17 protein-coding genes are annotated in these 18,327 nt (G+C 71.2%); 9 read left to right on the plus strand and 8 right to left on the minus strand.

Annotated elements, in window-relative coordinates:
* Positions 1 to 130 precede the first annotated feature (130 nt).
* Entirely contained in the window at positions 131 to 790 is a 660-nt protein-coding gene (locus ACFRAL_RS01000; RefSeq protein WP_378878801.1) for a GntR family transcriptional regulator, read from the plus strand.
* Between the two features lie 110 nt (positions 791 to 900).
* Here the strand turns inward: ACFRAL_RS01000 and ACFRAL_RS01005 are convergent, their stop codons facing one another.
* The 5 genes from ACFRAL_RS01005 to ACFRAL_RS01025 are packed head-to-tail and all read right to left on the minus strand — an operon-like array spanning position 901 to position 5,680.
* Entirely contained in the window at positions 901 to 2,172 is a 1,272-nt protein-coding gene (locus ACFRAL_RS01005) for an ABC transporter substrate-binding protein (RefSeq protein WP_336394258.1), read from the minus strand.
* An 18-nt stretch (positions 2,173 to 2,190) separates the two neighbouring features.
* A complete protein-coding gene (locus ACFRAL_RS01010; RefSeq protein ID WP_336394257.1) occupies positions 2,191 to 3,321 on the minus strand; it encodes a branched-chain amino acid ABC transporter permease in 1,131 nt (376 codons plus the stop codon).
* Positions 3,321 to 4,202, minus strand: a complete 882-nt coding sequence (locus ACFRAL_RS01015; protein WP_336394256.1) for a branched-chain amino acid ABC transporter permease — start codon at positions 4,200 to 4,202, stop codon at positions 3,321 to 3,323. The genes ACFRAL_RS01010 and ACFRAL_RS01015 overlap by 1 nt, the downstream gene beginning before the upstream one ends.
* A 1-nt stretch (position 4,203) precedes the next feature.
* Positions 4,204 to 4,914 (minus strand): ABC transporter ATP-binding protein, encoded by a 711-nt coding sequence (locus ACFRAL_RS01020; RefSeq protein WP_336394255.1) that lies wholly within the window; start codon positions 4,912 to 4,914, stop codon positions 4,204 to 4,206.
* Positions 4,901 to 5,680 (minus strand): ABC transporter ATP-binding protein, encoded by a 780-nt coding sequence (locus ACFRAL_RS01025; protein ID WP_336394254.1) that lies wholly within the window; start codon positions 5,678 to 5,680, stop codon positions 4,901 to 4,903. The genes ACFRAL_RS01020 and ACFRAL_RS01025 overlap by 14 nt, the downstream gene beginning before the upstream one ends.
* A 259-nt stretch (positions 5,681 to 5,939) precedes the next feature.
* Here ACFRAL_RS01025 and ACFRAL_RS01030 point away from each other — a divergent pair, with 259 nt between their 5' ends.
* The 4 genes from ACFRAL_RS01030 to ACFRAL_RS01045 all read left to right on the plus strand — a co-directional run bounded on the left by ACFRAL_RS01030 (position 5,940) and on the right by ACFRAL_RS01045 (position 10,899).
* A complete protein-coding gene (locus ACFRAL_RS01030) occupies positions 5,940 to 7,307 on the plus strand; it encodes an aminomethyl transferase family protein (protein ID WP_378878805.1) in 1,368 nt (455 codons plus the stop codon).
* A 113-nt stretch (positions 7,308 to 7,420) separates the two neighbouring features.
* Positions 7,421 to 8,317 carry an IclR family transcriptional regulator gene (locus ACFRAL_RS01035; RefSeq protein WP_378878807.1) on the plus strand — a complete coding sequence of 299 codons (897 nt, stop codon included), beginning with the start codon at positions 7,421 to 7,423 and terminating at the stop codon, positions 8,315 to 8,317.
* 9 nt (positions 8,318 to 8,326) lie between these two features.
* A complete protein-coding gene (locus tag ACFRAL_RS01040; RefSeq protein ID WP_378878809.1) occupies positions 8,327 to 9,106 on the plus strand; it encodes a DUF1932 domain-containing protein in 780 nt (259 codons plus the stop codon).
* 170 nt (positions 9,107 to 9,276) lie between these two features.
* The gene (locus ACFRAL_RS01045; RefSeq protein WP_378878811.1) at positions 9,277 to 10,899 is read left to right on the plus strand and encodes a tannase/feruloyl esterase family alpha/beta hydrolase; all 1,623 of its coding nucleotides are present in this window, start codon (positions 9,277 to 9,279) and stop codon (positions 10,897 to 10,899) included.
* Between the two features lie 75 nt (positions 10,900 to 10,974).
* Here the strand turns inward: ACFRAL_RS01045 and ACFRAL_RS01050 are convergent, their stop codons facing one another.
* The gene (locus ACFRAL_RS01050) at positions 10,975 to 11,850 is read right to left on the minus strand and encodes an IclR family transcriptional regulator (protein WP_336394249.1); all 876 of its coding nucleotides are present in this window, start codon (positions 11,848 to 11,850) and stop codon (positions 10,975 to 10,977) included.
* A 63-nt stretch (positions 11,851 to 11,913) separates the two neighbouring features.
* Positions 11,914 to 13,320, minus strand: a complete 1,407-nt coding sequence (locus tag ACFRAL_RS01055; protein WP_378878813.1) for an aminomethyl transferase family protein — start codon at positions 13,318 to 13,320, stop codon at positions 11,914 to 11,916.
* 150 nt (positions 13,321 to 13,470) lie between these two features.
* Between ACFRAL_RS01055 and ACFRAL_RS01060 the strand changes: the two genes are divergently transcribed.
* The 4 genes from ACFRAL_RS01060 to ACFRAL_RS01075 are packed head-to-tail and all read left to right on the plus strand — an operon-like array spanning position 13,471 to position 17,067.
* Positions 13,471 to 14,226, plus strand: a complete 756-nt coding sequence (locus ACFRAL_RS01060; RefSeq protein ID WP_378878815.1) for a PIG-L deacetylase family protein — start codon at positions 13,471 to 13,473, stop codon at positions 14,224 to 14,226.
* Positions 14,227 to 14,242: 16 nt separating this feature from the next.
* Entirely contained in the window at positions 14,243 to 14,971 is a 729-nt protein-coding gene (locus ACFRAL_RS01065; RefSeq protein ID WP_336394246.1) for a 4-carboxy-4-hydroxy-2-oxoadipate aldolase/oxaloacetate decarboxylase, read from the plus strand.
* The gene (locus ACFRAL_RS01070) at positions 14,958 to 16,046 is read left to right on the plus strand and encodes a 4-oxalomesaconate tautomerase (protein WP_378878817.1); all 1,089 of its coding nucleotides are present in this window, start codon (positions 14,958 to 14,960) and stop codon (positions 16,044 to 16,046) included. Before ACFRAL_RS01065 ends, ACFRAL_RS01070 begins: the two co-directional genes overlap by 14 nt.
* A 58-nt stretch (positions 16,047 to 16,104) precedes the next feature.
* Positions 16,105 to 17,067 carry a VOC family protein gene (locus tag ACFRAL_RS01075; RefSeq protein ID WP_378878819.1) on the plus strand — a complete coding sequence of 321 codons (963 nt, stop codon included), beginning with the start codon at positions 16,105 to 16,107 and terminating at the stop codon, positions 17,065 to 17,067.
* A 144-nt stretch (positions 17,068 to 17,211) separates the two neighbouring features.
* Here the strand turns inward: ACFRAL_RS01075 and ACFRAL_RS01080 are convergent, their stop codons facing one another.
* Complete coding sequence (locus ACFRAL_RS01080) at positions 17,212 to 18,324, minus strand: 5-methyltetrahydropteroyltriglutamate--homocysteine S-methyltransferase (protein WP_378878821.1); 1,113 nt, start codon at positions 18,322 to 18,324, stop codon at positions 17,212 to 17,214.
* Positions 18,325 to 18,327 lie beyond the last annotated feature (3 nt).

Below are 18,327 nucleotides of genomic sequence, written 5' to 3' on the forward strand. Positions count from 1 at the left end.
CCTCGGAGCCGGACGGATCAAGATTGTCGACGATTTTCGCGCAGATTTCGTATGAAATGCTTCGCAAGCCCGTCCTGATCGCGAGATAGTGTCAGTGCACGGACAACGGCGCCGAAAGGGGAAGACCGAGATGACGGATGCCGCGGTGCTCGGCGAGACCGACACGACCGACCGCCCCGACCTCACGCAGCAGATCCGCGACGCGATCCTCGACGCCCAGTTCGCACCCCACCAGCGCCTCATCGAGGCCGATCTCAGCGAACGCTACGGCGCCTCCCGCGCATCGGTGCGCAACGCCCTGATGAACCTCGCCGGCGAAGGCCTCGTCGAGCGGCTCCCCAACCGCGGCGCGCGCGTCCGCGCGATCTCGGTCGACGAGGCCATCGAGATCGTGGAGGTGCGCATCGGGCTCGAGACGCTCTGCGCGCGCAAGGCGGCCGAGAACGTGACGGCGGCCGACGCCGCGCAGCTGCGCGCCCTCCGCGCCGACATCGAGCGCGCGATCGGCTCGGGCGACCTCATGGCGTACTCGCGCCTCAACCAGGAGCTCGACCGCCGCATCCGCGACCTCAGCCGCCACGGCACCGCCACGCAGCTGCTCGAGCGCCTGCGCGCGCAGTCCGCGCGGCACCAGTTCCGCCTCGCGTTCCACCCCGGCCGCGCCGCGACCTCCGCCCCGGAGCACATCGCCATCATCGACGCGATCCTCGCCAAGGACCCCGACGCCGCCGAGGCCGCGACCCGCGCGCACCTGTCGGGCATCGTCGAGGTGCTCCACAGCATGGAGTGATCCGCGGCCGGGGCGCGGCATCCGTCTCCCGGTTCAGCCGATGCGGCAACGCCGGCACGCAGAGAAAGGGCGGCCGGATGCCTCCGGCCGCCCGTCCTCGTGACCTCAGGTCACTCGTCCCAGCTCTCGGCCGGGGCGTAGCCCTTGCCGTTGTACTTCTGCACCTGCACGGTCGAGACCGCCGGCTGCCCGTCCTGGGTCGTGTCGACCGTGGAGCCCTCGAGCATGAGCGGTGCCGTGAAGCCCGAGACGTCACGCAGCGCCTCCATGAAGTTCTCGCGCGTCGGCTCGGTCATCTTGCCGAACACCTCCTCGAGCGTCGCCCCGATCTGGTACGACCAGACGCAGTGCGGGAACGCCGGGACGTCCGGGTAGTTCGCGTACTCCGCGAGCTGCTCGAGGAACGCCGCCCCCTCCTCGCTCTCGGCGAACGTCGGCGCCGCCGCCGACTGGGCGAACGCCACCGTGTAGACGCCGGGGAACGCCGTGGCGCCGCCCGGTTCGAGGATGGCGGTCGGGCTCGACGTGTTCGACGGGAGGAACCACGACGGGAGCCAGCCGAGCTCCTGCGACTTCTGCAGCGACGAGATCACCAGCGGGGTGATCGACATCGCGTTGAAGAACACGTCGGCACCGGACCCTGCCAGCTCGGTCAGCTGCGCGTCGACCGAGGTGTCGGTGGCCTCGTAGGTGAGCTCCTTCACGATCTCGATGTTGTCGGCGCCCTCGATGGCCGTCTTGAAGCCCTCGACGTAGCCCTCGCCGTAGTCGTCGTTCTGCGAGAGGATCGCGACCTTGTGGTCTTCGGCGGACCCGGCCAGCAGCTCGCCGAACGCCTCGCCCTCGTTCTGGTAGATCGGCACGAACCCGAGCTGCCAGGGGCTCTCCTCCTGGTTGCTGAAGATCGGGTCGCCCGTCATGATCAGCACCTGCGGCACCTCGTCGGCGATCGCCGCGTCGAGCCACGCCCGGTTGGTGGGCGTGCCGAGGCCGGCGGTCATCGCGAAGACGCTGCTCTTGAGCTGGTCGTAGTTGGCCTTGGCCTTCTGCGGGTCGTACTCGTCGTCCAGCGCCTCGATCTCGACGGTGCGGGTGTTGCCGTCGCCGAACTCCACGCCGCCCTCGGCGTTCCTGGCGCCGAAGTACGCGGTGACGCCGGCGACGGTGCAGGTGCCCGGTCCCGCGGTGGGCCCCGACAGCGGCGTGGTGATGCCGAGGGTGATCGAGTCGTCGGTGATGCCGGGACTCGCCTCGGCGGCGCCGCCGTCGTCGGTGCTGTCCGGCGAGTCTCCGCCGCGCGCGCAGCCGGCGGCGAGGACGGCGACGATGCCGATCCCCGCGACGACCGAGGCGACGCGCATCCTTCTGCGATTCGTGCTCATGGATCTGCCTCTCTGTGATTACGACTTCGTCGTAGGGGGTGGTGGTGATTGCGTCGGTGCGGTGCCGGTCGAGGGAGCGCCCAAGGCGTCCCCCACGGTGGGAGCGCCGGTGACGGATGCCGCGGCATCCGCCTGCATCGCACCGCCGGCCGGTCCCGGGCCGCTGTCGGCGCGGCGCCCGCGTCGCCGCCACAGTCGCGGCAGCGACACCAGGCCGCCGGGCAGGATGAACAGCACGATCAGGAGGATCGCGCCCTGCAGCAGAGCGGTGATGTTCGGGTCGATGATCCCGGTGATGTACGGCACGATGACGTACCAGACCCCGCCGAGAAGCGAGCCGATGATGCTGCCGGCACCGCCGATCACCATCGCCGCGAGCAGCTCGATCGAATGCCCGAAGTGCAGCGTCTCGGGCGAGGTGTACTGGATCACGACCATGTACAGGAAGCCGCTCACGCCGCCGATGAGCGAGGCGATCGTGAACGCGAGCACCTTGTAGCGGTACGGCGAGACGCCCAGCGACCCGGCGACGGCTTCGTTCCCCTTCACGATCGCGAACGCGCGGCCGTACTTGCCGCGGACGAGGTTGCTGGTGAGCAGGAAGGTGATCCCGCCGATCAGGAACACGATGTACAGCTGCCACTGGTCGTCGTACAGGCCGGTCCACTCCGGCGCGCTGGAGAAGCGCGCCGAGGTGCCCTGCGATCCGCCGGTGAAGTCCGACAGGCGCTTGGCCAGCGGCACGCCGACGATCGGCAGGGCGATGGTCACCATGGCGATGGCCAGTCCGCCGAGCCGTGCCGCCGCCAGGGCGATGAGCAGGCCGATGACGGCCGGCACGAGGCAGGCCAGCACGAAGATCAGCGCGATGTTCCAGTCGGCGTTCACGCCGTACGCGGTCACGTACGCGCCGACGCCGACGAAGAAGATCTGGCCGAGCGAGACCTGGCCGGTGTACCCCATCACGACGTTGAGCCCGAGCACGGCGACCGCGAAGACGCCGATGCGGGCGATCGTCTGGTTGGCGAACTCCGGGAGGATCAGCGGCAGCACGATCAGCAGCACGACGACGGCGCCGGTGACCGCCCAGCGCACCCACGGGCGGCCGAGCACCGGGGTCCGGTTCGTGGGGTCCGTGTTCGCAGCCATCAGACGCGCACCACCGCTTTCCGACCGAACAGGCCCTGTGGCCGCACGATGAGCACGACGAAGATGAGGATGAAGGGCACCGCGATCTTGAGGTCGTGGCCGATGAACGGCACGTAGACGGCGGCGAGGTTCTCCAGCACGCCGATGAGCCACGCGGCCGCCACGACGCCGATGGGGCTCGACAGGCCGCCGAGGATGCACGCCGCGAGGGCGTAGACGAGGGCGGAGTCCATCATCCCGGGCGTCAGGGTGAGCTGCGGTGCCACGAGCACGCCCGCGACCGCGCCGAGGACGGCAGCCAGGCCCCAGCCGATCATGAGGTTGCGGCCGACGTTGACGCCGGAGAACGCGGCGGATGCCGGGTTGATGGCGACCGCCCGGAGCGCGAGGCCGAGCTTCGTGCCGAGGAACAGCGCCTGCAGCAGCAGCATGATCGCGACGATCACGATGAAGGTGCCGAGGGAGCGGACGCTGACCACCGCCCCCGCGACCTGGATGGTCTCCAGCGGGAACAGCGACGGGAACAGCCGGTTGTTGTACGTCCAGATCCAGGCGCAGAACCCGGTGATGAGGGTGAGCAGGCCGATCGTGACGACGACGGCGGTATCGGGGTCGCCGCGCTCGAACCGGCGGATGAGGTAGCGCTCGATGACCGCCCCGAGGAAGAACGAGATGACCACGGCGCCGAGGATGGCGAGCAGGAGCGGGATGCCGAAGCCGTTCAGCGCCCACGCGATGTAGGCCGACAGCACGGCCATGCCGCCCTGCGCGAAGTTGATGAGCCCGGTCGCCTGGTTGACGAGCACGATGGCGAGGGCGAGCGCGGCGTAGATCGACCCGGTGGAGAGGCCGTCGATGACGAGCTGGATGAAGGTGCCCACGTCAGCCTCCCAGGTACGCGCGGCGGATCTCGTCCATACCCCGCAGCTCCGCCGACGAGCCGGTGAGGACGTTGCGCCCCGTCTCGAGCACGGTGGCGCTGTCGACGAGGGTGAAGGCGAGGTTGGCGTTCTGCTCGACCACCAGCATCGCGATGCCGGACTCGCTGCGCAGACGCCCGATCGCCTGGTACACGGCCTTGGCGGTGCTGGGGGCGAGCCCGAGGGATGCCTCGTCCAGCAGCAGCAGGCGCGGCTTGGACATGATGGCGCGGGCGATCGCGAGCATCTGCTGCTCGCCGCCGGAGAGCGCGGAGCCGTTCGAGCGGATCCTGTCCTGCAGCTGCGGGAACAGGTCGAGGCAGTAGTCCATGTCCGACGCGATGCCCTTGCGGTCCTTGCGCTTGTAGGCGCCGACCCTGAGGTTCTCGCGCACGGTCAGGTCGGCGAGGGTGCCGCGCCCCTCCGGGACGTGCGCGATCCCGAGCGCCGCGACCTGATCGGGGCGGAGCCCGTGGAGGTCCTTCCCGTCGAAGCGGATCGTGCCGGCGGAGCGCACGGTGCCAGAGATCGCCCGCAGCGTGGTGGTCTTGCCGGCGCCGTTCGCGCCGAGGATGCCGACGGCGCCGCCGTCCGGCACCGTGAGCGACACGCCCTCGAGCACCTGCACGCGGCCGTAGAAGGCGCGGACGTCGGCGAGCTCAAGCAGCGTCATCGACCGCGTCCTTCCCGATGTAGGCCTCGATGACGCGCGGGTCGGACTGGGCCTGCGCCGCCGAACCCTCCATCAGCTTGCGGCCGTGGTCGAGCACGACCACCCGGTCGGTGAGGGCCGAGATGAGACCCATGTTGTGCTCGACGATGATCACCGTGATGTCGTCGTCTCGCACGCGGCGCACGGTCTCGATGAGCTGTTCGACCTCGGAGTGCGGCAGGCCCGCGGCCGGCTCGTCCAGCAGCAGGAGCCCGGGCTTCGTCAGCAGCGCCCGGCACAGCTCGATGCCCTTGTGCAGGCCGTGCGAGAGTTCGTCGGCGCGCATCTTCGCCGCCCACCCCAGGCCGTTTCGCTCGAGGAGGGCGAGGGCCTCCTCGCGCAGCGCCCGCTCGGCGCGCACGGTGCGCGGGATGCGCAGCGACCACTCCACCGGACCGCCGGGGAGGCGCGTGTGCGCGCCGAGCAGGACGTTCTCCAGCACGGTCTCGCGCAGCTGGAGCGCCGGATGCTGGAACGTGCGCGCCAATCCCCGCCGCGCGAGCGTGGCCGGGGACGAGCCCAGCACCTCCGCGCCATCGACCGTGATCGAGCCGGAGCTCGGCCGGTAGTGACCGCTGACGCAGTTGAACAGCGAGGTCTTGCCGGCCCCGTTGGGCCCGACCAGTCCGAAGATCTGTCCGGGCTCGACGGTGAACGTGACGTCCTCGAGCACGCTGACGCCGCCGAAGTGAAGGCTGACGTCGCGGACTTCGAGCCGAGCGCCCATGGCCCCACCTTTCGCGTCGTCGCGTCGTGGTCGATCAAGGGGACTCGAGTCCTCCCCTGCTGGGAAAACTACGGATCCCCGGAAAGATTGTCAACGATTTTGGTGTGAAGATTCACAACCGTGACCCTGCGGTTCGATCGTGGCGCGCGGCATCGGGGGTCGTGGCATCCGATTCCGTTGAACGGAACGGCGCCGGGAAGCGCGGAGGGGCCGCTCCTACGCTGACCGCAGCTGACCACAACCAGAAAGAGGGTCGATGATGACCGAGACACTCGCGCAGGCGATCGATCGCGCGGGGAGCCCCGTGGAGCTGCTGCGCAACCAGAACTGGCCGGCGTTCACCTTCCCGGTGGCGCCGGAGTTCACCAACTGGCGCGATGAGCAGCGGGCCTGGAACACCACGGTGGCGCTGATGGACCAGTCGCACCACATGACGCAGCTGTTCCTCGACGGCGAGGACCTCATCCCGCTCCTCAGCTCGATCTCGCCGAACACGTTCGCGACGTTCCGCCCGGGGGTCGCGAAACAGCTCATCTCCGTCAACAAGGACGGCTACCTCATCGGCGACGGGATCCTGTTCTACAACGCCGACGGCCCCGAGGGGCTCGTGCTCATCGGCCACCACATCCTCATCGACTGGGTGCGGTTCAACGTCGAGAAGGCACAGGCGGCCGGCAAGGACGTGCGCTACCGGCTCGAGGCCAACTCGCACATGCGCCAGGGGCCGCCCACCTTCTACCGCTACGAGCTGCAGGGCCCGGCGGCCGATCTCGTCATGGAGAAGGTGTTCGGCGGACCGGCGCCGGACATCAAGTTCTTCCACATCGGCGACGTCGAGATCGCCGGGCGGCCGGTCAAGGCGCTCCGCCACGGGATGGCGGGGCAGCCCGGCTTCGAGTTCTACGGCCCATGGGAGGACAACGAGATCGTCCTGAACGCCCTCATGGAGGCCGGCGCCGAGCACGGCATCCGCCGCGTCGGCGCGAAGGCGTACTCGTCGTCGCCGCTCGAGTCGGGATGGGTGCCGACGCCGTTCCCCGCCGTCTTCGACGACGACTTCGCCGAGTACCGCGCGTGGCTCCCCGCTGCACGCATCGGCTCGGTCGCCGGCTCGCTGTACTCGACCGACGTCCACGACTTCTACATGACGCCGTTCGACATCGGCCTCGGGCGCTCGGTGCGCTTCGACCATGACTTCCACGGCCGCGAGGCGCTCGAAAAGCACGCCGAGGACCAGCGGCGCCGCAAGGTCACGCTGATCTGGAACGCCGACGACGTCGCCGCGGTCGTCCGCTCGCAGGTCGAGCCCGGCACGCCCGCGAAGTACCTGGACTTCCCCAAGGCCCGCTACGGGCTGTACCAGATGGACGAGATCCTGAAGGACGGGCAGCGCGTGGGGATCTCGACGGATGCCGGATACGTGGCGTACGACCAGCTCTACATGTCGCTGGCCACGCTGGACGTCGGCCTCCGCGACGGCGACGAGGTCGAGGTCGTCTGGGGCGAGGACCCGATCTCGCGCAAGGACTCGGTGGACGCCGACCACCGCCAGGTGCGGATCCGCGCGACCGTCGCCCCCGCTCCGTACCACGACTACGCCCGCACGGTGTACCGCCAGAACGCCTGACGAGACCGGCAGAGGGGGTTCGCTGACCCGGCGCCGCGCCTGTCTCGTTTCCGTTCAACGGAAGAGCGCGCGCGGCGCGGGGTTAGCATGGCGACGTCGTCGAGGAGGATGCCGTGGCACGAGGATCGGCCGGCGAGTCGGTGCTGCACCGCCACCTGCGCGTGCTCGAGAGCTTCGACGCGTGGCATCCGTTCCTCACGCTCAGCGAGATCGCCGACGCCGCCGGGATCCCCCGGTCCAGCGCCCACCGCCTCATCGCCGAGCTGGAGCACGAGGGGCTGCTCGAGCGGCTTCCGGACCGGACCTACCGCCTCGGCGTGCGGCTGTGGGAGTTCGCCAGCCGCACGCCGGGGGCGGTCGGGCTGCGCGAGATCGCGCGCCCGTGGCTCGGCGCCGTCCACGAGCGCGTGCGGCAGCACACGCAGCTGGGCGTGCTGAGCGGGCGGGACGTGCTCTTCATCGACCGCATGTCCACGCGCGACGCCGTGGTCAACGCCACGCTCATCGGCGGCCGCATCCCGTTGCACGCGTCGTCGACCGGCCTGGTGCTGCTCGCGCACGCCGACGCGTCGGTCGTCGCCGACGTGATCGCGGGCGGGCTGCGCGCCTATACCGAGCGGACGATCCGGACCGGGGCCGACCTGCAGGCGCAGCTGAGGACGGTGCGCGAGAACGGGTACGCGATGACCGAGGGGCACATCCACCCCGAATCGCGCGGCATCGCGGTGCCTGTGATCGGCCCCGGCGGGACGGTGTACGCCGCGATCGGCGTCGTCGTCCCCAACGACAAGGTCTCGCCCCACCCGTACGTCGAGCTGCTGCGCCGCGCCGCCGCCGGCATCGCGCACGACCTCGCCATCGCGTACCGGCCCGACGTCGACGAGCGCACGCACGGCATCCGCTCGCTGGTGAGCGGGTCCCGCCGGTCGCTGGAGTACCTCGAGAGCCTCGACGCCGACCCGCACGACGGGATCCCGCCCGCCGGCGCCGACCGCGCGGCCGTGCTCTAGGGTTCGGCCATGACGAGGATCGCGGTCCTGGGGCTCGGCGAGGCCGGCCGCCGCTACGCGCGCGGCCTCGCCCGGGCGGGCGCGGAGGTCCGCGGGTTCGATCCGGCGCACGACCTCGGCGACCCCGAGGTCCCTCAGTCCGCCACGCTCGCCGACGCTCTGGCCGGGGCCGACGTGGCGCTGAGTCTCGTGACCGGCCATGCCGCGGCATCCGTCGCCCGTGACGCCCTCCCGCACGTCGCGGCGGGCTCCGTGTACGCCGACCTCAACACCGCCGCCCCCGAGCTGAAGCAGCAGATCGGCCGGCTGGCCGCCGAGCGAGGAGTGGAGATGGCGGATGTCGCGGTTCTCGCACCCGTCGTGCGCGCCGGTCATCGCACCCCCCTGCTGGCCAGCGGCCCGGGTGCGCGCGAGTTCGCGGCACGGATGGCGCCGTTCGAGGTGCCGGTCGAGGTCGTCGACGGCGCCGTGGGCGAGGCCGCCCGGCTGCGACTGCTGCGGAGCCTGTTCATGAAGGGGCTCGCCGCCCTCGTGCTGGAGGGCCTCGGCGCAGCGCGGGCGGCCGGCGCCGAGGACTGGATGCGGACGCAGATGGCCGCGGAGCTCGGGCCCGACGGGGCCGCGCTCGTGGACCGGCTCGTCGAGGGCAGCTCCCAGCACGCGGTGCGCCGCGAGCACGAGGTGCGGGCGGCGCTGGCGGCGCTGGAGTCGTCGGGGCAGCCCGCCGACATGACCCGGGCGACCCTCGCGTGGTTCGAGCGTCTCGTCGCCGAGCGCGACGCCGGCTGAGCCCCGCCACCTGCGCGCCGGGAACCATACCCGGCATGCCCCGCCGGCACAACGGCACAGCGCATTGGACGGAAGTCGTGTTGTGGGGCGCGCGGCGAGCTGACATGGTCGCGGCACACGCACGCCGCCGACCCCACGACGGCAGCGCATCACCACGCGAAGGAGCGTCGATGAAGTCAACGTCCAGGCGGCTGACGGCGGTGTCGGTGGGCATCGCCGCAGTCCTCGCCCTCACGGCCGGGGTCGCCCCGGCAGCCGCTGCCCCCGGCGGCCCCCACGCCTCACCACCGGTGCTCACCCCTGCGACGTGCACCTCGCTCGTCGGGCTGGAGATCGCCGAGAAGGCGATCGACCTGCCCACGCGGGGCGCCGTCGTCGAGACCGCGACCTGGGACGCCACGGGCAGCTACTGCGCCGTGACCGGCTGGATCCGCGCCGTCTCGGCTCCGCAGGACATGCAGTTCCAGGTCAACCTCCCCGCTGCGTGGAACGGACGCACGCTGCAGTTCGGCGGCGGCGGCTTCGACGGCTCGCTCGTGACGGCGACCGGGAACTACACGGCCCAGCCGGCCGGCACCCCCACCGCCCTCACCCAGGGCTGGGTCACGCTCGGCTCCGACGGCGGGCATCAGGGCGCTCCCGGATTCGACGGCACGTTCCAGCTCGACGAGGAGCTGTTCCTCAACTACGGGCAGTGGTCGGTGAAGAAGGCGCACGACGCGGCGGCGGCCGTCATCGACGCCGCCTACGGCGTCGACGCCACGTGGTCGTACTTCATCGGCGGGTCCCAGGGCGGGCACGAGGCACTCGACGCCGCGGCGCGGTATCCGAAGGACTACGACGGCATCGTGGCCAACTACCCCGCCTACAACGTCACGATGATGCACGTCGGCGCGGTGAACTTCCGCGACGCGCTCCTGCTGGAGGGCGGCGCCGGCCACCTCAACGCCGCCGAGACGGCCACCATCACCGGCGCGGTGTACGCCGCGTGCGACGGTCTCGACGGGGCCGTCGACGGGATCGTCAGCGACGTGCAGGGATGCGGCGAGGCGTTCGACGTCCAGACGCTCGCATGCCCCGCGGGCACGGACCCGGCGACGGTCGACACGTGCCTGTCGGAGGTCGAGATCGACGCGGCGCTGAAGATCACGACCGACTACGACCTGGGCATCGACATCGAGGGCAACTCGATCTTCGCCCGGAGCGCGCTGTTCGAGGGAGCCCTCTACCAGGGCTTCGCCGGCTTCGGGAGCGGGCCGCTGGCGCAGGGGCTGCAGTTCCAGGTCTTCGCGGCGACCATGCGCTACGGCGTGGCGGGCGACCCTCCCGGCTTCGACCCGTACACCGTCGATCCGCTCGACTACGCGGATCGCGTGCAGGAGGTCGGCGAGATCATGGATGTGACGGATGTCTCGCTCAACCGATTCCGCGCGCACGGCGGGAAGGTCATCCTGACCCACGGCACGATCGACGACTTCATCACGCCGCACAACACCGTGCAGTACTGGGAGTCGCTGCAGGACGAGTTCGGCAAGCGCCTGGACTCGTTCGCGAAGTTCTACATGGTGCCCGGCTGGGGTCACGGCCAGGGCCGGTTCGTCGCGCAGTACGACGGGCTCGGTGCGATCGTGGACTGGGTCGAGAACGGCGTCGCCCCGTCGGACCTCGTGGCGGGCGACGGCACCGCCGGCGCAGACCGCACCCGTCCGATGTGCGAGTACCCGGCCTGGCCCGAGTACTCCGGGACCGGCTCGGTCGACGACGCGAGCTCGTTCACGTGCGTGACCGGGTGAGGCGCGGCGCCGTCGCGTGACGGCATCCGAGGGCCCCGGCATCTGCACGATGCCGGGGCCTTCGGATGTGCGCGGTCAGCCGGCCCGTTGTGCGGGCGGTGAGCCGGCGGATCGCTTCCCGAGCGACGAGAAGTAGTCCAGCGACCTGCGCGAGGTGCTCGCCCACGTGCGGATGCCCTGGCCGCCGTCGGCCGCGCCCGCCTCGTCGAGGGTGCGGGCGATCCCCGCGGCCGCCACCGTCAGCAGCTCGACGAGCGGCTGGGGCGACGTGCCGTCGCTCGGCACGACGACGCCGAGCGCGGCGTGCAGCGCGCCGGTCCGCGCGTCCGCGATCGGCACGGCGAGACCGCGCGTTCCTGGGTGGACATGCCCGTCGGTGAGCGCGAAGCCGTCGGCGCGCACCCGCCGCAGGACGGCGCGCAGCTCGTCGCCGCCGCGGATCGTCGCCGGCGTGAACGCCGGCCATCCGGCGGCGATCACGTCGTCCACGACGCCGGGCCCGGCGTGTGCGAGCAGCACGAGCCCGCTCGAGCTGACCGGAAGCGGCACGCGTCCGCCGATGATCGTCGCGTTCACCACCGCCTCGCGCGTCGAGAGCCGCTCGAGGAACAGCACGTCCCGGCCGCTGCGCACACCGAGCTGCGCGTGCTGACGCACCCGCGCATGGACCGCTTCGAGCCACGGACGCGCGAGCTCGCGCAGGCCGACGGCCCCGGGCGTGCGGGCGGCGAACTCCCACAGCCGGATGCCGAGCCGGTACGACCGGTCCGGCATCCGCTCCAGCAGCTCCTCCCGCTCCAGCTCGGCGACCAGGCGATGGGCGGTCGATGCGGCCAGCCCGGTCTCCTCGACGATCTCGGTGAGCGTGAGGCACGGGCGCAGCAGGTCGAACGCCTGCAGCACCCGCAGGTGCTTGTGCAGGACGGACTCGCCGTCCGAGGCGCGTGCCACCTCACTCCTCCCTGCCGGGTGACGACGGATGCCGCACCCGCCGGTCGCCGGGACCGGGCAGCGTCAGGCGACGCCCGTCGTGCGCCAGCCGCCGTGGTACTCCTGCCGGGCCGTCACCGCGTACGGCACGGGACTGACGACCGCGCGGACCTCGATCTGCTCGTGCGGCTCGACGGTGGTCTTGCCCGAGCCGCCGTCCGGCTCGCCCCACACCACCCGCACCTCGGCGCCGATCGGCACGTCGCGGTCGACCGTGGCCAGCGACAGGCCGCGCCTCTCGTTCGCCGTCACGCCGGTGAACAGCGACAGGCCCACGGTGCTCCCGTCCGCGTCGATCACGGCGTCGTAGTTCGACGAGCCGTAGTTCGCGTTGGGCAGGTCGAAGAACTGGTATCCCGGCCCCTCGCGGTCGAGCACGCTGGTGAGGATGCGGCCGAGGTCCTCGTCGTTCCACGCGAGCGTGACCTTCTTGCGCTGCGCCTCGGGGTCCACCTGCTCGAGCGCGTCGCGGCCGATGAAGTCGTGGTCGAACTTCACGAACGAGCCGTAGCCGAGGTCCCACGGGTTGAGGTAGTAGTCCTCGATGTCGTCCGACACGAACGAGCCGGCGAGCGCGTTGATCGCCTCGTAGCTGTTCGCGGGCAGCCACTCGCGGTAGCGGCGCTCGATGTCGCCGCCGGTGTAGATCGCGGGCAGCGGCGACGGGATCCACCCCGACTCGAGGGTGTTCGACGAGTACGCGCGCGACCCGCACGGCTCGATCCCGAACTCGCGGCCCGCCTCCAGCACGGCGTCGCGGATCCGGCCGTGCTGCTCGTACGGCCCCCAGATCTCCAGGCCCGGGGCGCCGGCCATGCCGTGCCGGAGCGTGCGCACGTGCTCCCCGGCGATCTCGAGCTCGCCCATGTGGAAGAACCGCACCTGCTCCACCTCGCGGCCGGCGAGCTTCTCGATGATCGGCCACGCGTTCGGGCCCTGGATCTGGAAGCGGTAGAACTCGCGGGTGACCGCCTGGCCGTAGGGGCGCGACGGCGAGCGGTCGTCGTAGCGCGTCTCGATGTCGTAGCCGCCGGTCTCGGCGTGGAACTGCAGCCAGTTCGCGCCGGGCGCCCGGCCGACGTAGACGTACTCGTCCTCGGCGAGATGGAAGAGGATGCCGTCGCCGATGACCCCGCCGGTCGACGACGTCGGCACGAACTGCTTCGCGGTGTTCACGGGGAACTTCGCGAACGAGTTGATCCCGGTGTCCGACAGCAGCTTCAGCGCGTCCGGCCCGGTCATGAAGAAGTTCACCATGTGATGCGTCTGGTCGTAGAGCACGGCCGTCTCGCGCCACGCCTTCTGCTCGCGGCGCCAGTTCGTGAACTCGGCCGGGACCACCGGGTAGATGTACGTGCCGAGCTGCGAGTTGCGCAGCATCTCGACGACGTTCCCCTTCTCGTCCAGCAGCTCCTGCAGATTGCTCGCCATGCCTGTCTCGACTTCCTCGTCCAGTGGTTCGTGCGGGGTGACCTGAGCGCGATGCTACGTGTCGGCTATACCTACGTCCAGAGGTATATGGTCGCCACGATTGTAGACAATTTGTTGACCATTTCGCCATGGGTGTGATTCGCTGGCCCCATGACAGTCACCGCCGACACGCTCCTCGTCGTCAGCGCCCACGCCGGGGACTTCGTCTGGCGAGCGGGCGGCGCGATCGCCGCCGCGGCCCTCCGCGGCGACCGCGCCGTGGTGGCCTGCCTGTCCTACGGCGAGCGCGGCGAGTCCGCCAGCCAGTGGCTCGAAGGCAGGTCGCTCGAGGAGATCAAGGCCGTCCGCCGCGACGAGGCCGAGGCCGCGGCATCCGCTCTCGGTGCCGAGATCGAGTTCCTCGACCTCGGCGACTACCCGCTCGTCGAGTCGCGCGAGGCCGTCTCACGCCTCGTCGACCTCTACCGGCGCGTGCAGCCCACGGTCGTGCTGACGCACACCCTGCACGACCCGTACAACGGCGACCACCCGGCCGCGGCGCGCATGGCGCTCGAGGCCCGCGTGCTCGCCCAGGCCATCGGCGTCGCGAACTCCGACGGCGGGTACCCCGGCAAGGACGACATCATCGGCGCCCCGCCGGTGTTCTTCTTCGAGCCGCATCAGCCCGAGCAGTGCGACTTCACGCCCAACGTGCTCCTCGACATCTCCGAGGCGTTCCCGCGCAAGCGCGCGGCGATGGAGTGCCTCCCCGCGCAGAAGCACATGTGGTCGTACTACACCGACCTCGCGGTGCGACGCGGCGTGCAGCTCAAGCGCAACGCCGGCCCCAACCTCGGGCTCCCCCACGAGACGATGGGCGAGGCGTACATGCGTTACTTCCCGCAGGTGACCGGCGTCCTCTCGTGATCAAGGACGCGTCGCGATGAAGCCCGTCGTCGTCACCGACATCGCCAGAGCGGATGCCGCGACCGCCGCCGCGCTCGGAGTCCACGGCGTCGCGACCGTGCACGAGGCGATGGGCAGGTCCGGGCTCGTCGGTCCCGGCATCCGTCCGATCCAGGACGGCGTTCGCGTCGCCGGCACCGCGGTGACGGTGCTCAGCCACCCCGGCGACAACCTGATGATCCACGCCGCGATCGAGCAGTGCCGCGAGGGCGACCTCCTCGTCGTGGCGACGACGTCGCCGTCCAGCGACGGAGCCTTCGGCGACCTGTTCGCCACGGCGCTCACCGCCCGCGGCGTGCGCGGCCTCGTCACCACGACGGGCGTGCGCGACATCGCGGACCTGCGGGAGATGGGATTCCCGGTCTGGTCGGGCGCCGTGCACGCGCAAGGCACGGTGAAGGCGACGCCGGGCTCGGTGAACGTGCCGATCGTCGTCGCCGGGGCGACGGTGCGGCCGGGCGACGTCGTGGTGGCCGACGACGACGGCGTGGTGGTGGTCCCCCGCGAGCGCGCGGCCGACGTGCTGCGCGCGGCCGATGCGCGCGTGGCGAAGGAGGAGGCCGACCGCGCGGCCTACGCGTCGGGCGCGCAGCTCAGCCTCGACCGCAAAGGCCTGCGCCCGCTGCTCTCCGAGCTCGGCGTGGAGTACCTGACGCAGGCGCAGTACGACGCGCGGGGCGGGGCGCGGGGCGATGGCGGCGCCTGACCCGGCTGCGGCCGCGCGCGACGGCATCCGGTGCATGCTGATGCGCGGGGGCACCTCCAAGGGCGCCTACTTCCTCGCGGCGGATCTGCCGGACGACCCGGCCGAGCGCGACGACCTGCTGCTGCGGATCATGGGCTCGCCCGATCCGCGCCAGATCGACGGCATCGGCGGCGCGCACCCGCTCACCAGCAAGGTCGCGATCGTGTCGCCGTCGACCGCGGACGGCATCGACGTCGACTATCTCTTCCTCCAGGTGGGGGTCGACGCGGCGACCGTCGCGGACGCCCAGACCTGCGGCAACCTGCTGGCGGGCATCGGCCCGTTCGCCGTCGAGCGGGGCCTCGTCCCGGCGACGGGCGAACGCACGACGGTCCGCATCCGGCTGCTCAACACGGGTGACACCGCGACCGCCGTCTTCGCGACGGCCGACGGCCGCCCCGACTACGACGGCGACGCCGCGATCGACGGCGTGCCGGGCACGGCATCGGCCATCGAGCTGGAGGTCGGCGGCGGACCCGAGAAGCCCCTGCTTCCGACCGGCAGCGCGACGGACGAGATTGACGGCCACACCGTGACGCTCATCGACAACGGGATGCCGGTGGCACTGCTGCGCGCCGACGAGTTCGGCGTCGACGGCAGCGAGCCGCCCGCCGCGCTGGAGGGCGACGCCGAGCTCGCCGCGCGCATCGATCGCATCCGGCTGGCCGCGGGCCCGCTGATGGGCCTCGGAGACGTCGCGCCGCAGACCGTGCCGAAGATGATCCTCCTCTCGCCGGCGCGCCACGGCGGCGCGATCTCGACCAGGGCCTTCATCCCGGCGCGCGTGCACACGGCGATCGGCGTGCTGATGGCGGCATCCGTCGCCGCGGCGCTGCGCATCCCCGGCGCCGTCGGATCCGGCCTGGCCGGACCGCTCGACGGCGACGAGACCGAGATCGAGCACCCGACCGGCTCGTCCCGGTCGCACGTGCACGTCAGCCGCGACGGCGACGGCACCTGGCGGGCCACGTCGTCGACCATGCGCACCGCCCGCAAGCTGTTCGACGGCACGGTCTTCCCGAGGCCACGCCGATGACCCGGCTCCCGGCCCCGCCCGACCCACGTCTGCCCGAGACCGTCAGAGAGGACGCACCATGACCGCCGACACGTCGTTCGACGTCGCCCACCTCGCCCACGTCGAGCTGCTCACCCCCACCCCCGCCGAGAGCCGCTGGTTCTTCGAGGAGCTCCTGGCCATGCGGGTCGTCGCCGAGGACGGCGATTCGGTCTACCTCCGCACGTGGGACGAGTACCAGCTCTACACGATCAAGCTCAGGGCGTCGGATGCCGCGGGCGTCGGCCGCACCTCCTTCCGCGCGTCGTCGCAGCAGGCGCTGGAGCGCCGGGTCGCCGCCATCGAGGCGACGGGCCTCGGCCGCGGCTGGGTGGACGGCGACGTCGGGTGCGGCCCGACGTACGAGTTCACCGACCCCGACGGCCACGCGATGGCGATCTTCTACGAGGCCGAGCGGTACGTCGCGACCGACGACAAGCCGGCGCTGAAGAACCAGGCCTCACGGTTCCCCGGGCGCGGGGTCAACGCCCGTCGCCTCGACCACATCAACTATCTCGCGAAGGACGTCGAGGCCAACGGCGCCTTCCTCCGCGACGCGCTGGGGATGCGGGAGTCCGAGCGCATCCGGCTCGACAACGGCCGGTTCGCGGCGTGGTGGTTCCACTTTTCCCTGAAGTCCTACGACGTCGTCTACTCCGACGACTGGACCAAGCACGGCAACCGCCTGCACCACATCGCCTTCGCCCCCGACACCCGCGAGGACATCCTCAAGGCCGCCGACATCTTCCTCGAGAACGGCATCCACATCGAGTCGGGCCCCCACAAGCACGCCATCAACCAGACGTTCTTCCTGTACGTCTGGGAGCCCGGCGGCAACCGGATCGAGTTCGCGCAGGCCGGCGCCCGGCTGCTGCTGGACCCCGACCAGCCCGTCGTCGAATGGTCCGAGGCCGAGCGCAAGAAGGGTCAGGCGTGGGGCATGAAGACGATCGAGACCTTCCACACCCACGGCACCCCCGTGGTCGACGTCCCCAACCACTGACCTCGCCCGCTCTCGGGGTTCACCATACCGGGTTTGGGGCGCGCCGCGTCCGTTCGGGGCGTGCCCCGCGCGCCCCGAACGCACGGCACGCGCCCCAAACCCGGAACCTCAGGCCGGGGAGGGGAGAGTCCGGGGAGGGAGGGGTCAGCGCCAGACGTCGGCGGCGATGTCGACCACCTCGCGGACTTTCGCCCACTGCTCGTCCTCGGACAGGACGTTGCCCTCCTCGGTCGAGGCGAAGCCGCACTGCGGGCTCAGCGCGAGCTGGCCGAGGGGTGCGAAAGCGGATGCCTCGTCGATGCGCTGCTTGACGGCATCCACGTTCTCCAGCTCGCCGGTCTTGGACGTGATGAGTCCCAGCACGACCGTCTTGTCGCCCTCGGGCAGGAAGCGCAGCGGCTCGAAGCCGCCCGCGCGCTCGCTGTCGTACTCGAGGAAGTAGCCGTCGTACGCGGTGTTGCCCAGCAGCTGCTCGGCGACCGGCTCGTAGCCGCCGGACGAGATCCACGTCGAGCGGAAGTTGCCGCGGCACACGTGCGTCGTGATGACGAGGTCGTCGGGCTTGCCCTCGAGGATGCGGTTGAGGATGCCGGAGTACCGCTCCGCGATGCCGTCGGTGCGGATGCCACGGCCCCGCGCCTTCTCGAGCTCGGCGTCCGAGCAGAGGTAGGCCCACGCGGTGTCGTCGAACTGGAGGTAGCGGGCGCCCGCGGCGTAGAACGCGGCGACGGCGTCGCGGTACGCCTGCACGAGGTCGTCGACGATGTCCTCGCGGCCGTCGTACTCGGGCGTCAGGATGTGCCCGGGCTCCAGGCGGAAGTCGAGCACCGTCGGCGCCGGGATGCTGAACTTCGGCACGGCGCCGGTCGTGCGCTCGAGCAGGCTCTTGAGCGAGCGGAAGTGGTCGAGGAAGGGGTGGCTGTCGCTGAACCCGATCTTCCCGGTCACCTCGATGCCGCGGGGCTTGGTCTGCACGCCCTGGAACTGGATGCCGTGGTCGAGCTCGACGATGTCGACGCCGTCGAGCAGGCCGAAGAAGTCGAAGTGCCACCACGAGCGGCGGAACTCGCCGTCGGTCGCGAGCTTCAGCCCGGCGTCGGCCTCGCGCACGACGAGCTCGGCGATCGCCGTGTCCTCCGCCACGCGCAGCGCGTCGGCGTCGATCTGGCCGGCCGCGAACCGGCGGCGGGCTTCGGCGAGTTCGGAGGGGCGGAGGAAGCTGCCGACGATGTCGGCGCGGAACGGCGGTGTTGACACCCT

Origin of the sequence: Microbacterium sp. NPDC056736 (genome assembly GCF_042790415.1) — a bacterium.
GTDB lineage: Bacteria > Actinomycetota > Actinomycetes > Actinomycetales > Microbacteriaceae > Microbacterium.

What these genes read in the sequence shown, in the direction of transcription:
- ACFRAL_RS01000 (WP_378878801.1), top strand. Translation starts at nt 131, where the DNA reads ATGACGGATGCCGCGGTGCTCGGCGAGACCGACACGACCGACCGCCCC.
- ACFRAL_RS01065 (WP_336394246.1), top strand. Translation starts at nt 14,243, where the DNA reads ATGAAGCCCGTCGTCGTCACCGACATCGCCAGAGCGGATGCCGCGACC.
- ACFRAL_RS01010 (WP_336394257.1), bottom strand. Translation starts at nt 3,321, where the DNA reads ATGGCTGCGAACACGGACCCCACGAACCGGACCCCGGTGCTCGGCCGC.
- ACFRAL_RS01045 (WP_378878811.1), top strand. Translation starts at nt 9,277, where the DNA reads ATGAAGTCAACGTCCAGGCGGCTGACGGCGGTGTCGGTGGGCATCGCC.
- ACFRAL_RS01005 (WP_336394258.1), bottom strand. Translation starts at nt 2,172, where the DNA reads ATGAGCACGAATCGCAGAAGGATGCGCGTCGCCTCGGTCGTCGCGGGG.
- ACFRAL_RS01030 (WP_378878805.1), top strand. Translation starts at nt 5,940, where the DNA reads ATGACCGAGACACTCGCGCAGGCGATCGATCGCGCGGGGAGCCCCGTG.
- ACFRAL_RS01060 (WP_378878815.1), top strand. Translation starts at nt 13,471, where the DNA reads ATGACAGTCACCGCCGACACGCTCCTCGTCGTCAGCGCCCACGCCGGG.
- ACFRAL_RS01020 (WP_336394255.1), bottom strand. Translation starts at nt 4,914, where the DNA reads ATGACGCTGCTTGAGCTCGCCGACGTCCGCGCCTTCTACGGCCGCGTG.
- ACFRAL_RS01075 (WP_378878819.1), top strand. Translation starts at nt 16,105, where the DNA reads ATGACCGCCGACACGTCGTTCGACGTCGCCCACCTCGCCCACGTCGAG.
- ACFRAL_RS01055 (WP_378878813.1), bottom strand. Translation starts at nt 13,320, where the DNA reads ATGGCGAGCAATCTGCAGGAGCTGCTGGACGAGAAGGGGAACGTCGTC.
- ACFRAL_RS01040 (WP_378878809.1), top strand. Translation starts at nt 8,327, where the DNA reads ATGACGAGGATCGCGGTCCTGGGGCTCGGCGAGGCCGGCCGCCGCTAC.
- ACFRAL_RS01025 (WP_336394254.1), bottom strand. Translation starts at nt 5,680, where the DNA reads ATGGGCGCTCGGCTCGAAGTCCGCGACGTCAGCCTTCACTTCGGCGGC.
- ACFRAL_RS01070 (WP_378878817.1), top strand. Translation starts at nt 14,958, where the DNA reads ATGGCGGCGCCTGACCCGGCTGCGGCCGCGCGCGACGGCATCCGGTGC.